This is a genomic window from Pseudomonas sp. PDM02, assembly GCF_014852285.1.
Taxonomy (GTDB): Bacteria; Pseudomonadota; Gammaproteobacteria; order Pseudomonadales; family Pseudomonadaceae; genus Aquipseudomonas; species Aquipseudomonas migulae.
The window spans coordinates 19,702-33,060 of the sequence record NZ_JACVBL010000026.1 but is presented as its reverse complement, the minus strand read 5'-3'; the positions used below and the strand labels follow the sequence as shown (position 1 = coordinate 33,060).

Sequence of the window (13,359 nt, the reverse complement as noted above, 5' to 3'; positions counted from 1 at the left end):
GCACAAGGTCGGCAGCCTCGCGCTTGAATTCAGGAGTAAAGGAGCGGCGTTGTTTGGTCATCTGACACCTCGATCTGGCGAGCATTCTCGCCTAAATGGGTGTCCGGTTTCATTAGACCACTACAGACCGTCCCCTTGTAGGAGTGAGCCTGCTCGCGATGGACGTTAACGAAAACGCGTGTTTGCTGGATAAACGCGTCATCCTCAGGTCCATCGCGAGCAGGCTCGCTCCTACAGTTTGTGCATCGGCTCAGGCCAGCAAGGCGTGGGTGACGCGCCTCCAAATCGCTACGTAAAGGGCAACCCAAAAACCACCACACAAAACTCATGGCGAAAAATATCTTAGCTACTACCCTTAGCCTGAGGCATTGAGGCTACCTGCTTTCACCTTTCCGACATTGATCCAGTCGTTTCAAACCTGCCTGGCCACATGGAGGCCGCGCGATGAGCATTCCGTTGTTTTTCGCGATGTCAGCCGTACTGTTTCTGAGCAGCCCTGCCCTTCTCGCGCAGCCAGTGGAGGCGGCCGCAAGCGCTGCCGAGCCGGCGCCCGTCGCGGCGGCGGTCAAAGACGCGGTGTTTACCGAAGAGCAGTTGGATCAAATGTTGGCGCCCATTGCGCTTTACCCGGACCCGTTGCTGGCTCAGGTGCTGATGGCCACCACTTACCCTGGGGAAGTCACCGAGGCGGTGACCTGGTCCAAGGCGCACCCCGATGCCAAGGGTGATGATGCGGTCAAACAGGTGGCTAGCCAGCCGTGGGATCCGAGCGTGCAGGCGTTGGTGGCCTTTCCGCAGGTCCTTGCAACGCTGGGACAGGATCCCGTTTGGGTACAGCGCCTGGGTGATGCATTCCTGGCGCAGCCCGACGATGTCATGGAGGGTGTGCAACGCTTGCGTCATCAGGCGCAAGCAGCCGGCAACCTGCAGAGCAACCAGTATCAGAACGTGACGGTTCAGGCCGCGGCGCCACCCGCACCCGCACCAGCCCCCTCAGCGCCAGCGCCGGCTCAGCTCCCTGCCAACAACACCACCATTATCATTGAGCCCTCCGATCCGCAGGTGGTGTACGTCCCTACCTACAACCCGACAACAACCTACGGCACTTGGGCCTACCCGGCTTCACCTCCTGTTTACTACCCTCCGCCGCCCGCCTATTACCCCGGTTCGGCATTGATGGCCGGGCTGGCGTTTGGGACCGGCGTCGCGATCGTCGCCTCTTTGTGGGGTGAATGTGACTGGGGCAATAACGATGTCGACATCGACATCGACCGCTACAACAACATCAACCGTAATAACCAGATCACCAATAACAATTGGCAGCACAACTCCATTCATCGCGATGGCGTGCCCTATCGCGACAACAGGAGCCGCCAGCAGTACGGCCGCCAACTGGATGGTGCCAACCAGCGTGATGCCTATCGCGGGGACAATGCCCAGCGCGCCCAGGCCCGTGAAAAAGCCCGAAGCTCGATGGACAGGCACGGTATCGAGCGACCTGCGACCAGTAACCGCGAAGCCCGTGATCGAGCGAGTGCCGCCCAGACTGCGGGCGTCAATCGCAAGCAAGCCGGTACAGACAGACCGAAGGTGGCTGACAGGAGCCAAGGCGCAGACAGACCGAAGGCAGCTGACAGGGGCCAAGGCACAGCCCGAAACACTCGCGAGAGTCAGCAGCCCAGAAGACAGACCGCCGACGCCAATCAGCGTGCCCAGACGCGCCAAACGGCGCCACAACGGGCGCCACAACGACCCGCCGCCAGTCAGGGCGGCGCCCGCAATAACGCATTCGCCGGAGCGCGCGCACCGTCCCAAACCAGCGCGCAGGTCAATCGTGGACGGGCCAGTCAGGCATCCGCGCAACGTCCCAGTGCGGCGCGATCAGCTGGCCATCAGGTCAGTCGGCCATCCAGTCCGCCTGCGCGTCAAAGGGGGGGGGGCCGTCGTTGAAACACTATCCTCGAATGAATACGCTCATGGGCCTGCCCGCTCAGGCTTTGGTGATCGCTGCCGGCTTGGCATGGTCGTGCGTTGTCACGGCACAGCAGGTATTTCCCACGCCAGAAAAAGCCGCTCAAGCGTTCGTCGACGCTTTGGGCTCGGAACACGCCGATCAGGCACGCCTGACAGAGTTGCTGGGCGCTGAATGGCGCAGTTTCATCCCGCGCGAAGGCGTGGAACGCAGTGATGTGGATGCGTTCATCAAGCAATACCACGAGCAACATGCCATTGAAAAAGCCAGCGACCGCAAGGCGATCCTGTCGGTGGGCAGTGACCACTGGACATTGCCGATCCCTATGACAAAAGTGGAGAAAGGTTGGCGCTTTGACATTAAGGCCGGCAGCGCAGAAATCCGTGTCCGTCGTATTGGCCGCAACGAACTGGCCGCCTTGCAATCGGCGCTGACGTACCACGACGCCCAGATGGACTATGCGTCAGAGGACCGTGACGGTGACGGCGCCCTTGAGTATGCGCAGAAGTTTTTCAGCACCGCCGGCAAGCACGACGGGCTCTATTGGCAGGACGACGACAGCGGTCAGATCAGCCCGCTGGGCCCCTTGTTCGGCCAACGCATTGCCGACGAAGACTGGCACGGTTATCACTTTCGCATCCTTGAAGGCCAGGGCCCTTCGGCACCGGGTGGCGCCTACAGTTACCTTATCGGTGACAAGATGAGTCGCGGTTTTGCACTGATCGCCTGGCCGACGAAATATAAAGACACCGGGGTGATGAGTTTCATGATCAGTCATGAAGGCCAAGTGTTCGAGAAAGACTTGGGACCTGACGGTTACAAACTGGCGCAGTCGATGAAACGGTTTGATCCAGACGACAGTTGGAAGGAGGTGGAAGATCAGAAGCAGTAGTATTTTTCCGCCCCGCCGACCCGTTACCGGGACCTTCGAAGCCGCCCTCAGAAAAACGGGACAGACGACAATTCTCATCTAATCGTAGCCTGTCCCTTTTTTGCTAAACCGAGCGCGGTGCTTCAACGGGAGGGGTGCCGTCGTGAAACATCGTTTTCAGTTGAGCACGCAGTTCCGGTGAGTCGGTGTGTTTGTGAACACTGACCGCATGCTGTGCGGCAGCCTCGAGCAGTTCGTTTTCAGAGTCTGCGCAGAGCGCGACCGAGCATTTGGTATCGCTTGGAAACTCGCGGCAGTCGATGTATTTACGCGCCATGATCCTCTCCTCTCGATGAAGGCAGGTCGTGACCTGCATGAAAGATCACTCGACGTAGGTCGCATCGAGTGTGCTGACGTTTGAAGTATAGGCCCGCCACAAGACGCAGTTTCCTATGAAGCACTTCGAGCCCGCTGCACCCGGCGCATTACAGCCCGATAAACTTGAATAACCACACCCCTCCCATCCCGACCGCCAGTGTCAGGACTGTATTGCGAGTCTGCCAGGCGACCCAGGCCGCGATAATGGCGGCGGGTATCTGCGGGTTGTTCAACACGAACTCACTCTGCCCGCTGGGGTACACCACCGCGGGCAGCACAAGGGCCGCCAGCACACTCGCCGGTACGTAAAGCAAGGCCCGACTCAGCAATGCCGGGATGCGCAGCCGACCATACAGTTCGACAAAGGAAAGGCGCATGGCGAAGGTTCCCAGGCCGACCGCCAGGAACATCCCCCACAAGGCTAAATCATTCATGGTGTCTCCCTCTCGACGTCATGGACCCGCGCCTCGCTCAATGGGCGCTTGCGAACCGTCTCGATCAACAGTCCCGCCATGACCCCGCCGATGGAAGCGGTGACCAGCCCGAGGTTGTAGGGCATGTTGATCGCCAACACCGCAAGCATCCCACCGACCACAGCGGCACCCAGGCTCGCCGCGTTACGTATGCCGGGCACCAGAAGCGCCAGAAAGGAAAGCGGTATGGCAAAGCTCAACGACCAGGTTTCGGGGATGCTTGCGCCCAGGTAGACGCCGGCCAATACCGACAATTGCCAGGACAGCCACATCGCCACGGCGGTGCCTGCATAGTAGTGATGCGCGAATGCCCCCAGCTCGCCTGAAGACAGCTTGAGACTGCACAGCGCGTAGGACTGGTCAGAAAGCATGTAGGACAAAGGCCACGTCCAGCGCTTGGGCAAGTGGTGCATGTAAGGCGCCAGTGACGCGCTGTACATGATGAAGCGCAAGTTGATGACCAGCGCAGTGACGACAATCGCCAGCGGCACAACCCCCGTATGCAGCAGTTGCAGTGCAACCATCTGCGCGGAACCCGAGTAGAACAGCAGCGTCATGCCCATGGTTGTGCCGGGCGACATGCCCATGTTGATCGCCATGACCCCCGTCAGCAGGCCGAAAGGAACGACACCGGGACTCAATGGAATGAGCGCCCGGACGCCTTGCATGAACGCTTCCCTCGCTGTTCGGTACGGCATTTCGACTCCTTGGTCTGGTGTTCGCGCTGGCGGTTCGATGGGCCGTGACGCCAGCCATTCCGCTGCGCGATACAGGGTAAGCTGGGGCTATTGCGCGTCATCTGCTCAGATCTTTGCCTGGCCCATGGTCCGCAGCCCTTCGTGCGGTAGAGTGTGGACCCAGAGCCCGATGGGCAGAACCGACTTTTTTTTCGAGAAAACAGGTAGTTTTTGTTATGGCTAAAAGCTCCCAGCCTGATCAGGCCCTGCTCTCAATGCCGTCCTTCAAGGCCATGAGATCCTTCGTGGCCGCTGCCAAATATCGGAACTTCACCCGGGCCGCCGAGGCATTGTGTGTCACCCAGGCGGCGATCAGCCGTCAGATTCGCGAGTTGGAACTCTACTTGGGCACCGAGTTGTTCACGCGCACCGGGAGGGAAGTCAGGCTGACAGCCTCGGGCACAGCGCTCTTCGATGCTGCACAGCTGTCCTTGCTCAACATCTTTCAAGCAACCGAAAGAATCCGTCGGGAAAAAAGCGACAAGCGCACCCTGACACTTTGCTGCTCGCCCGCCCTGTCGGCGCTTTGGTTATCCCACAGGCTCAAAGACTTCTTCAGCGCCAATCCCGATGTCGACCTGAATGTCATCACCACCCAGCATTTTCTGGTGATGGAGCCCGGAATCATTCCAGACATTTTCATCACCCAGACCAGTGACTTGCGCCCCGGCTATCTGCGAATCCCCTTGTTTCACGAAGTCGTCTACCCCGTGTGCACGCCTGGTTATCTGGAAGCGCATCCAGAACTGAGGACCCTGGAGGGCATGCGCAACAGCGTCCTGCTGGACTTGAACCCTTATGGCCGTTCCCAGTTGACGGAACAGGTCGACTGGAATGTGTGGTTCGCTTTCCAGTCCCATGACCTGAAGATCCCGGCCTCGGAAAATCCGCACTACTTCAGCAGCAACGACTACAGCCTTCTGGTGCAAATGGCGCTGGACAATCAAGGTGTCGCCTTGGGCTGGGATCATCTGGTGAGGCATCTGGTACAGCAGGGGCGCCTGGTTCGGCCGGTGACGGAAGAGCTGACGCTCAGGGAGGCGGTTCAGCATTTGATGATTAATGAGAAGAAGGCGGATGATCCTGCGTGCGGGCGTTTGAAGGACTGGCTGGTTGCTCAGTTCAAGTGAGTGATTTGCGAAGATGGCAGCTGAAAAGCCGCACCTGAAAAACAGCAGACGATGAAACACCCGCTGAACGCTTCAGCCACCAGCGTCCATGTGGGAGACGTTTGATGATTTCTTCTCGGGAACGGTAAAACTCACTGTCGCACCGGTGAGGATCTTGTGAGTCGGGTCGGCCACTTCCAGAAGAACCTTGTGAGCACCGGGCGTCAGTCCAACCAGGATAATCGGACCGTCGCTGGTATGCGCCCACGTACCTTTCCAGTCATCGACCGTCACGTGGAGGTGGCTGAGACGAGGTGAAACTTCACCCGCTGCCTTGCCAAATACCGGCATGATCCTGGCGTGCTCTGTTCGATACTGGATGATGACAACACCGCGGGCCAACGGTTCGGCAAGCGGTGGATAGGCAATGAGTTTTGGCAGCGCTTCGGATTCCAGCGGGAGTATTGCCGGTGGGTGATCGGTATCCGCTTCTCCTTCACCGAATGCAGCCATGCAAAAAAAGCCGCCCAAGACCAGGACACACAGATTTCTGAGAGCGAGGGACATGGCGTTCTACTCCCGCATGATGTTACTCAAGGCTAGTCCATTGCAGAGAATGCATTGCAGGGCTGACGGGGCGTCTTTTGCCGCTCACTTCAGGAAGGCAAATACCGCGCAACCCTCTCATCCAATAGCTTGATCAGCGCCGGCTCCATGTACTGATAAACATCCGGTATGTCCAAACAAACGACGCGTTTGTCCGCCAGTTCCGAACCAAATCGAGCCATCAGTTTGTTGCGATGAATGGGCTCCATGACAACGATCAGATCAGCCCACTGCAGCAGCTCGAGGCTGACCGGAACATACGCATCGTTGCTGATGCCCGCCGACGCGGTTTTCACGCCCGGCCAGTCAGCAAAATGCCGTTCGGCCGTGGGGCTGCGCAGGCGGTTTTGGCTGCAGATGAAAAGTACGTTCAACATCGTATGACTCCCGACAGTTAACGCGCCTGAGACTCAGGCGAATTACCGGGCCACTGCCGCACTCCGGGTGCCCGCGAACGCACTTGTGCCAAGCCAGCGCCACAGGCTTTTCGCGTCTTGTACGGCGCCATCCACACGCAGCTCTCGCGACTGAAGAACGTCCCCCGGCGTGCGGTCGCCCGTCCACACCTCGGTCAATGCGCGCACGCTGGAATCCACGACGAGGGTCAGTTCGCGGCCAGGGTCGTCGCGGCACAGGTCGGCTACACCCTCTTCAACCACGAGCCACCACGCTTGTTCGCCTGGCCGTGCGTCGCGGAACGTGAAGTGGATGACCACCGGTCGGGGCGGGAATGTTTCGATGCGCACGAACCGACGCACGTCCCACATCAGCAAGCCCGCGTCGAGTTCGTCATCGCGCAGGCGGCTGCCGATCCAGCGCGCGCCCCAATGACCCAGCGCCATGATGATGGGACGCAACTCCTTGCCCGCCTCGGTCAGGCTGTACTCCCAGACTTTGCCCGTGGCCGTGCGGTGCACGACGCCGATTTCTTCCAGATGGCGCAGCCGCTGTGTCAGCAGGTTGGTGGACATCCGGGGGACGCCGCGGTGCAGCTCGTTGAAGCGCTTGCTGCCGCACAACAGTTCGCGCACGACCAAAGGTGTCCAGCGCTCACACAGTGCTTCGGCACCGCGTGCGACCGTGCAGAACTGACCGTAGCTTTCGTCCATTGCCTGGGCTCCGCAATTACAACGCTTCAGATTCTGAACTAGCCCCGCCACTTCGCTACGCGCACGCTCAAGCCTTCGAAGCCAAGAACCAAAGGTGAACGCCATGACCAAGGTTGCCATTATTCAGCGCCCGCCCGTGCTGCTCGATCGCGGCGCAACGATCGCCCGAGCCGTGCAATCGGTCGCCGAAGCTGCGGCGGCGGGAGCTTCGCTGATCGTTTTGCCCGAGTCGTTCATTCCAGGTTACCCGTCGTGGATCTGGCGGCTGGCGGCGGGAAAGGACGGGGCTGTCATGGGCCAGTTGCACACGCAGCTGCTGGCCAACGCCGTTGATATTACGAACGGTGACCTGAGCCCTTTGTGCGAGGCCGCGAGGGCTCACGCCGTGACGATCGTGTGCGGCATCAATGAATGCGACCGGTGCAATGGCGGCGGCACGCTCTATAACAGCGTAGTCGTTATCGGCGCGAACGGCGCAGTGCTCAACCGACACCGCAAGCTGATGCCAACGAATCCCGAGCGCATGGTGCATGGCTTCGGTGATGCCTGCGGCCTGCGTACGGTCGAGACACCGGTCGGTCGCGTGGGAGCGCTCATCTGCTGGGAAAACTACATGCCGCTGGCACGCTATTCACTCTATGCTCAAGGGGTGGAAATCTACGTCGCCCCCACGTACGACACGGGCGATGGCTGGATCAGCACGATGCGTCACATTGCACTCGAAGGACGCTGTTGGGTGCTCGGCAGTGGCACCGCACTGCGCGGCAGCGACATCCCCGAAGACTTTCCGGCGCGTGCGCAACTGTTTCCCGATCCGCAGGAATGGATCAACGACGGCGACTCGGTGGTGGTCAATCCGCAAGGCCGGATCGTCGCCGGTCCATTGCACCGGGAGGCCGGCATTTTGTATGCGGACATCGACGTCGCACAGGTGGCGCCAGCGCGGCGAGCGCTCGACGTCACCGGGCATTACGCGCGCCCTGACATTTTCGAATTGCAGGTGCGGCGCACACCGGCGACTGCGGTGCGCTATATCGACGGGTGAAGGCAAACCATTGATGGGAGTTATGCAATGAACAGTGAACGGTCTTACAAGGGCAGTTGTTTTTGCGGCGCAGTCGAGCTCACGGTCAGTGGCGAGCCGGTCGGGATGGGTTATTGCCATTGCGAGTCGTGTCGGCATTGGTCAGCAGGACCGGTCAACGCCTTCACGCTGTGGAAACCCGAGGCGGTGCAGGTGACTCGCGGAGCTGACAACATCGGCACCTACAACAAGACACCGCAGAGTTACCGCAAGTGGTGCAAGACGTGTGGCGGGCATCTCTTCACTGAGCACCCGGGCATGGGGCTCGTCGACGTGTATGCCGCGATCATTCCGGATCTCGCGTACTCGCCAGGCGTTCACGTGCACTATCAGGAGAGCGTGCTGCGCATGAAGGATGGGTTGCCCAAGCTGAAGGATGTTCCCAACGAACTGGGAGGATCGGGTATCAGCGTGGACGAATAGCGCTGACACCGGAGTAAAAAAAACGAGCGCCTTGTCGGGCGCCCGTTTTGTTCAGGGTTGCGTGCTGCGAGTGACGCTGATCAGTGCGATTTCTTTGAAATCGACGTCCCGGCTTTGCTCAACCCTTTCGCGTTGTGGTCCCCGGGTGTCGAGGCCGAGATTGCGGAGGCTTTGGCCACGCCGCGAGTGTCTTTGGAATGGGCGATGCCAGACGTCGTTGTGCCATGACCGCGCTCACCATTGCGGTCACTGCCGTAGTGGTTTCCGCTTTCGCCACGGTCGCGAACAGCCCTTCCGGCATGATCGCTGCTCAGCCCATTACCATGGCCGTTGCTGTTGGCGTTGCCGTGATCGGAACCGCTGTGACCGCCACCTGTTCCGCCGCCGTGGCCACCGCCATTACCGCCGCCATTACCACCACCGTTACCGCCGCCGTTGCCGCCGCCGTTACCACCACCACCGCCATTACCGCCTCCGTTGCCGTCCTTCGCATAGGCGGAGTTCATGACAGAGAGGTCAGCAGGGAGTAATGGGGCGGCTGCAAGCATGAGGGCGCATGACATGACAGCAACGAAACTCTTGTTTTTTAAAAGCATGATTGCTTCCGTAAGGTGGTTGATATCGCATGCATTAGGACGCAATTGCCCGGCGACAGTTCAAATCCTGCGACGGACGGAGTGCGGTGCGCTCCCCCCCCAAAAAAGCACCGCAACCGCAGGGCTCAAGTATCAGTCAAAGGCCCCGTTGAGGACTTCATAGATGATCCCGGTTGCCAGTGCGACCAGTATCAAATCGGTGCCTGCTTGCTGCCATTCGTATCCATCATAATGCGGCAACCTGCCAATCAGGCGTCCATCCAGCTTTTTCGCAATGCCGGGTGGAAGCGGCTTTCCTCGAGCGAGGTTTTTCTGAATTCCGGGTGGCAACGCAGGGCCGGGACTCCAGTAGTCCCTGTATTCGCCAACGATCCCGAGAATGCTTCCCTGATTGATACTGGGGCCATGACTCCAATCACCGCCTCCGGCGTTTTTGCCTTTGCCGCCTTGATTGCCATGGACTTGATTGTTTTGCGGTTTTCCCTGGCCCTTTCCATTACCAGGATCAGCCAATGCGGTCGCTGAGCCGCAAACCAGCGCAAGGCATGTAATCGCGGCAACCAATGAGCGTGATCTGTGCATGAGTCGTTCCCTCAGAGTGGCGGGTTGTCTCTCTGAAATTTAGACGCTATTGACGATGTGAGTTCCAGTTCCGCTTATTTATGGCCTGGCCCCACGCCCGTTTTGTCTGCACTTGTGTGCTGCGGATTTTGGTAACTCGTAGCACACTAGCCAAGTGTCAACGCAAAGCGCCAAGTGGCCAGGCGTTTTCAGGAGGTGAACAATGAGCAAACAACCTCAACCCCGCAGCCGCTCCAACCCTCAGCCCAGATCCCGCCCGGTGGTGCCCAATCTGCCCGGCAAAACCGGCAACAAGTCCGGGGGCTTGCGTGGCAACTACCCGTCGAAGAAGTCGTAGTGGAAAGCGATCAACAGCGAACATAACCCCCGACTGGCGGCATCGGTCCGGCCACAGCAAATCGAGAGTCACTTCGTCTGATTCGACGGATACAGACCGGCAAGCCGCGCTATCACAACACCCACATAAAAGACGCCTGAAAATTCTTCGACCATCACAAGTGAGCGGGCATGGTTGGTCAACGGGAGAACATCACCGTAACCGGTGGTTGTGAGCGTCGTGAGGCTAAAATAGATCAGCTTGAAGAACGTGCCGGGCTGTCCAAAGTCGAGGTGGCTTGGGCCGAATGAGCCTGCGCTGGATATCTCGAGCAAGGCATAGACGAAGGACCAGACGAAGGCCAGCAGGATGTAACCCGCAAGCGCGCCATGCAGCTTGTCGGCCGTAATCGGCCCGCGCTGGAGAATATAGCGAAGCACTCCGATGAACGAGACTGCAAGAGATGCCGCATAAGCTATCCCGGCAAGATTAAGAATCGCGATGCTGCCAACCCACAACGCCGTCCATTGCAGGCCAACCCCAAGCAACGCCAGGCCCAGTTTGAGGATGAACCCCCACCGAGTCTGCCGGGTGGCGAAAGCGCCCACGAGCAGCACGGTTGAAAACAGAATGCCGAGCAACGTGCGGGCAAATATGCCCTCCTCAAGAAAGGGAAACAGGAGGATCAATCCAAGTAAGAGCAGCAACAGATAGGTGCAGGGCCCTCGCCCTATGACCATCTGACTTAGATCTTCATCGGATTCGGTTTTGTTTTTCGGATCTGTCATACCGGTTTCCTATAGACCGAAACAACGTTCGAGACCTGACGCTACAGGTTTTAAAACTGGCCTGGTTTTAGAAGTGTCGGCAGTGGAATTCTAGTCGCGAATGCATGTGAGAGGATTCAGCCGGACAACTATGGGGCAATTTCTACCCTGATCGACTGACAGCAATCGGCCAAAAGTTAGCGTTCAGTCTTCTGACTAAAGACCGAGAACAGCGTTAATGATGAAAGTCGTGCGCGACGGTTCGAATGTGGGCTTTAATGTCCGTGCTTATAGGCACCCCCATGAACTCGACTCCGTACGGAGATAGATGCGCCTGACGGCGGGTTCCGGTTGCCATGTACTTGTCCAATCAAGGAAGAAACGACATTGAAAATAGCTTTTAGCGCCCTGTTATTGACCTGCCTGACGACTATCGCGCTCGCTGGCGAGAACCCTGTCGGCTTCCGCTCTTCCACACTGGCGGATGCGCACAATGACCGCACACTGGAAATGGTCGTCTGGTACCCCAGTGCAACGACCGCCGCCACGCAATTGATTGGCGATGATGTGGTGTTCGTCGGGGCTTCTGCCGTTCGAGACGCGCCGCCCGCTGCTGGCAAGCATCCATTATTGGTGCTCTCCCACGGGTACAGAGGAAACTGGAGCAACCAGATCTGGCTTGCCAGCGCTCTGGCTCACAGGGGTTACATCGTCGCCGCAATCAATCACCCTGGCAGCACCACTCATGACCGTAGCCCTCAAGCAGCAGCGCAGTTATGGCAGCGGCCCGTTGATGTAAGCCGAGCCATTGATGGGGTCACGGCTCAACCGGAAAAATTCGGCCTGGTCGCCAATGACCGAATTGCAGTAGTGGGCCATTCACTCGGCGGCTGGACCGCCCTGGAGATCGCCGGTGCCCGTTTCGATCCAGACCGCTTCGCTCAAGACTGCAAAGCCCACCCGCAGTTAGCAAGTTGCAACGTCTACGGAAAGATGAATCCCGCCAGCACCTCAGAAGCAAAGACCGCGTTGGCCGCCGATTTGCGCGATGAACGCGTCACGGCGGTGGTCACATTGGACCTGGGCCTTTCACGGGGCATGACCGATGAAAGCCTGGCCGCGCTGCCGGTACCAACGCTGGTGATCGCTGCCGGCGTACCGTCGCACGATCTTCCCGCTGAGCTGGAGTCTGCCAACCTGGCCAAACGCCTGCCTCCGGCGTCAAGCCGTTACGTCGAAATCAGCGACGCAAGCCATTTCAGCTTCCTGTCAGTGTGCAAACCGGGCGCAGAAGCGATGCTCGAAGAAGAAGTGCCAGGCGATGGCATCATTTGCCGGGATGGCGATGGTAATGGCGCTCGCTCGCGGGATTTGATCCAACAGCAGGTTACTTCGCTGATCACCGAGTTTCTGCCGCAGTCACCTCGCAACAAATGAGGACGAGGTTATTAACTGCCAGGTCAAAAGGGGACGGATTTATTTTCAGAAATAATCCGCCCCTTTCTCTTATCCAACCTTACCGTTACGGAGCATTAACGATATGTCCAACATCGTCGCATGGACTCTGTTCGCCTTGGGCGTCGTCCATATTCCGTTAGGTATTTTCAAGTTCAAAACAGCATTCGCCGCCGCTGTAGACGCGGGCTTCATTGACCAGTTCAGAGCGCACGAAGATCGGCGTACCGCCCTTTGGTTTACCCTGCTGGGTCCGCTTTTTATGCTCGCAGGGCATACAGCGATTCACGCCGTAGCCGTTGGGGATCTCGCGTTACTTAAAATGGTCGGCATCTATGTGCTGATGATCTCGATCATTTGCGTCATTGCTGTTCCAAAATCGGGGTTTTGGGCAACGCTGCTGGTTTCTCCGCTGCTCATCGCGGCAGGGTATGGCTTGTACGCCTGACTAAAGCTCCCCCCGCAATATCCCCCCCACGATGAGAAAAATCCCCCATAAACGGGCTGTATTACCCGATTCCTGTGTCAACTTTCATTGGCCAGGGGATCAAGTTGCGTCGCCAGCCGGGAATGATTGGCTGTTCAGTTTTCTGGCATAGAGAATGCTGTGCGTTCACTAGCGTATTAATTGAAAGTTTGAAGTTGTTATCACGGGATAACAGATTTCCACCTGTGCTGCACAACCCTTCTGAGGAGTTACCTTCATGCGAAGTGAGCCGCTAGTCCGCACGTTGGCACTCATGCTTCTCATCTTTGCCATAGGGGCATTCTGGAGTCTGTTCACCTGGTTCAGCAGTTAAGCGCTGTTTGTGTTGCGGATCGGGTGAAGTCCCGATTGAAGTCGGGAATACCCCCGATAGCAGAAGCGGCAAGCGAAACCA

17 protein-coding genes are annotated in these 13,359 nt (G+C 58.5%); 8 read left to right on the top strand and 9 right to left on the bottom strand.

Annotation, left to right across the window (positions count from 1 at the left end; translation table 11 throughout):
• The first annotated feature begins 444 nt into the window (after nt 1-444).
• Together IB245_RS28680 and IB245_RS28675 are read left to right on the top strand one after the other, a co-directional pair.
• Nucleotides 445-1,950, top strand: a complete 1,506-nt coding sequence (locus IB245_RS28680; RefSeq protein WP_192496338.1) for a DUF3300 domain-containing protein — start codon at nt 445-447, stop codon at nt 1,948-1,950.
• 26 nt (nt 1,951-1,976) lie between these two features.
• Nucleotides 1,977-2,864, top strand: a complete 888-nt coding sequence (locus tag IB245_RS28675) for a DUF2950 domain-containing protein (protein ID WP_192496337.1) — start codon at nt 1,977-1,979, stop codon at nt 2,862-2,864.
• A 103-nt stretch (nt 2,865-2,967) separates the two neighbouring features.
• Here IB245_RS28675 and IB245_RS28670 read toward each other — a convergent pair whose 3' ends face one another.
• The 3 genes from IB245_RS28670 to IB245_RS28660 all read right to left on the bottom strand — a co-directional run bounded on the left by IB245_RS28670 (nt 2,968) and on the right by IB245_RS28660 (nt 4,392).
• Nucleotides 2,968-3,180 (bottom strand): DUF1059 domain-containing protein, encoded by a 213-nt coding sequence (locus IB245_RS28670; RefSeq protein WP_008030813.1) that lies wholly within the window; start codon nt 3,178-3,180, stop codon nt 2,968-2,970.
• A 148-nt stretch (nt 3,181-3,328) separates the two neighbouring features.
• Complete coding sequence (locus IB245_RS28665; RefSeq protein ID WP_192496336.1) at nt 3,329-3,655, bottom strand: AzlD domain-containing protein; 327 nt, start codon at nt 3,653-3,655, stop codon at nt 3,329-3,331.
• The gene (locus tag IB245_RS28660) at nt 3,652-4,392 is read right to left on the bottom strand and encodes an AzlC family ABC transporter permease (RefSeq protein WP_032828838.1); all 741 of its coding nucleotides are present in this window, start codon (nt 4,390-4,392) and stop codon (nt 3,652-3,654) included. The genes IB245_RS28665 and IB245_RS28660 overlap by 4 nt, the downstream gene beginning before the upstream one ends.
• A gap of 215 nt (nt 4,393-4,607) precedes the next feature.
• On the opposite strand from IB245_RS28660, the gene IB245_RS28655 reads away from it, so the two are divergent.
• Nucleotides 4,608-5,561 (top strand): LysR family transcriptional regulator, encoded by a 954-nt coding sequence (locus IB245_RS28655; protein ID WP_192496335.1) that lies wholly within the window; start codon nt 4,608-4,610, stop codon nt 5,559-5,561.
• Nucleotides 5,562-5,633: 72 nt separating this feature from the next.
• Here IB245_RS28655 and IB245_RS28650 read toward each other — a convergent pair whose 3' ends face one another.
• The 3 genes from IB245_RS28650 to IB245_RS28640 form a co-directional block, all read right to left on the bottom strand.
• A complete protein-coding gene (locus IB245_RS28650) occupies nt 5,634-6,107 on the bottom strand; it encodes a DUF6130 family protein (protein ID WP_192496334.1) in 474 nt (157 codons plus the stop codon).
• 89 nt (nt 6,108-6,196) lie between these two features.
• Nucleotides 6,197-6,523, bottom strand: coding sequence for a low molecular weight protein tyrosine phosphatase family protein (locus IB245_RS28645; protein WP_192496333.1), 327 nt, complete (start codon nt 6,521-6,523; stop codon nt 6,197-6,199).
• A 42-nt stretch (nt 6,524-6,565) separates the two neighbouring features.
• The gene (locus IB245_RS28640) at nt 6,566-7,255 is read right to left on the bottom strand and encodes a winged helix-turn-helix transcriptional regulator (RefSeq protein WP_192496332.1); all 690 of its coding nucleotides are present in this window, start codon (nt 7,253-7,255) and stop codon (nt 6,566-6,568) included.
• Between the two features lie 103 nt (nt 7,256-7,358).
• Between IB245_RS28640 and IB245_RS28635 the strand changes: the two genes are divergently transcribed.
• Nucleotides 7,359-8,300, top strand: coding sequence for a carbon-nitrogen hydrolase family protein (locus IB245_RS28635; protein WP_192496331.1), 942 nt, complete (start codon nt 7,359-7,361; stop codon nt 8,298-8,300).
• A 27-nt stretch (nt 8,301-8,327) separates the two neighbouring features.
• On the top strand, nt 8,328-8,762 hold the full coding sequence (locus IB245_RS28630; protein ID WP_008039556.1) for a GFA family protein: 435 nt from the start codon (nt 8,328-8,330) through the stop codon (nt 8,760-8,762).
• Between the two features lie 80 nt (nt 8,763-8,842).
• On the opposite strand, the gene IB245_RS28625 is transcribed toward IB245_RS28630, so the two are convergent.
• A complete protein-coding gene (locus IB245_RS28625) occupies nt 8,843-9,358 on the bottom strand; it encodes a hypothetical protein (protein WP_192496330.1) in 516 nt (171 codons plus the stop codon).
• 132 nt (nt 9,359-9,490) lie between these two features.
• Complete coding sequence (locus IB245_RS28620; protein ID WP_008030792.1) at nt 9,491-9,940, bottom strand: anti-virulence regulator CigR family protein; 450 nt, start codon at nt 9,938-9,940, stop codon at nt 9,491-9,493.
• Between the two features lie 202 nt (nt 9,941-10,142).
• Between IB245_RS28620 and IB245_RS29225 the strand changes: the two genes are divergently transcribed.
• A complete protein-coding gene (locus IB245_RS29225) occupies nt 10,143-10,277 on the top strand; it encodes a hypothetical protein (RefSeq protein WP_263286214.1) in 135 nt (44 codons plus the stop codon).
• Between the two features lie 68 nt (nt 10,278-10,345).
• Here the strand turns inward: IB245_RS29225 and IB245_RS28615 are convergent, their stop codons facing one another.
• A complete protein-coding gene (locus IB245_RS28615) occupies nt 10,346-11,044 on the bottom strand; it encodes a two pore domain potassium channel family protein (protein WP_192496329.1) in 699 nt (232 codons plus the stop codon).
• A 366-nt stretch (nt 11,045-11,410) separates the two neighbouring features.
• On the opposite strand from IB245_RS28615, the gene IB245_RS28610 reads away from it, so the two are divergent.
• Nucleotides 11,411-12,460: an alpha/beta hydrolase family protein gene (locus IB245_RS28610; RefSeq protein WP_192496328.1), complete on the top strand. Its 1,050-nt coding sequence runs from the start codon at nt 11,411-11,413 to the stop codon at nt 12,458-12,460.
• 103 nt (nt 12,461-12,563) lie between these two features.
• Nucleotides 12,564-12,926, top strand: coding sequence for a DUF6463 family protein (locus tag IB245_RS28605; RefSeq protein ID WP_192496327.1), 363 nt, complete (start codon nt 12,564-12,566; stop codon nt 12,924-12,926).
• The last annotated feature ends 433 nt before the right edge of the window (nt 12,927-13,359 follow it).

Bases quoted from the DNA above. Each gene is read 5' to 3' on its own strand.
- IB245_RS28615 (WP_192496329.1), bottom strand. From the start codon at position 11,044: ATGACAGATCCGAAAAACAAAACCGAATCCGATGAAGATCTAAGTCAG.
- IB245_RS28640 (WP_192496332.1), bottom strand. From the start codon at position 7,255: ATGGACGAAAGCTACGGTCAGTTCTGCACGGTCGCACGCGGTGCCGAA.
- IB245_RS28670 (WP_008030813.1), bottom strand. From the start codon at position 3,180: ATGGCGCGTAAATACATCGACTGCCGCGAGTTTCCAAGCGATACCAAA.
- IB245_RS28635 (WP_192496331.1), top strand. From the start codon at position 7,359: ATGACCAAGGTTGCCATTATTCAGCGCCCGCCCGTGCTGCTCGATCGC.
- IB245_RS28645 (WP_192496333.1), bottom strand. From the start codon at position 6,523: ATGTTGAACGTACTTTTCATCTGCAGCCAAAACCGCCTGCGCAGCCCC.
- IB245_RS28660 (WP_032828838.1), bottom strand. From the start codon at position 4,392: ATGCCGTACCGAACAGCGAGGGAAGCGTTCATGCAAGGCGTCCGGGCG.
- IB245_RS28655 (WP_192496335.1), top strand. From the start codon at position 4,608: ATGGCTAAAAGCTCCCAGCCTGATCAGGCCCTGCTCTCAATGCCGTCC.
- IB245_RS28650 (WP_192496334.1), bottom strand. From the start codon at position 6,107: ATGTCCCTCGCTCTCAGAAATCTGTGTGTCCTGGTCTTGGGCGGCTTT.
- IB245_RS28680 (WP_192496338.1), top strand. From the start codon at position 445: ATGAGCATTCCGTTGTTTTTCGCGATGTCAGCCGTACTGTTTCTGAGC.
- IB245_RS28605 (WP_192496327.1), top strand. From the start codon at position 12,564: ATGTCCAACATCGTCGCATGGACTCTGTTCGCCTTGGGCGTCGTCCAT.
- IB245_RS28620 (WP_008030792.1), bottom strand. From the start codon at position 9,940: ATGCACAGATCACGCTCATTGGTTGCCGCGATTACATGCCTTGCGCTG.
- IB245_RS28630 (WP_008039556.1), top strand. From the start codon at position 8,328: ATGAACAGTGAACGGTCTTACAAGGGCAGTTGTTTTTGCGGCGCAGTC.
- IB245_RS29225 (WP_263286214.1), top strand. From the start codon at position 10,143: ATGAGCAAACAACCTCAACCCCGCAGCCGCTCCAACCCTCAGCCCAGA.
- IB245_RS28675 (WP_192496337.1), top strand. From the start codon at position 1,977: ATGGGCCTGCCCGCTCAGGCTTTGGTGATCGCTGCCGGCTTGGCATGG.
- IB245_RS28625 (WP_192496330.1), bottom strand. From the start codon at position 9,358: ATGCTTTTAAAAAACAAGAGTTTCGTTGCTGTCATGTCATGCGCCCTC.
- IB245_RS28665 (WP_192496336.1), bottom strand. From the start codon at position 3,655: ATGAATGATTTAGCCTTGTGGGGGATGTTCCTGGCGGTCGGCCTGGGA.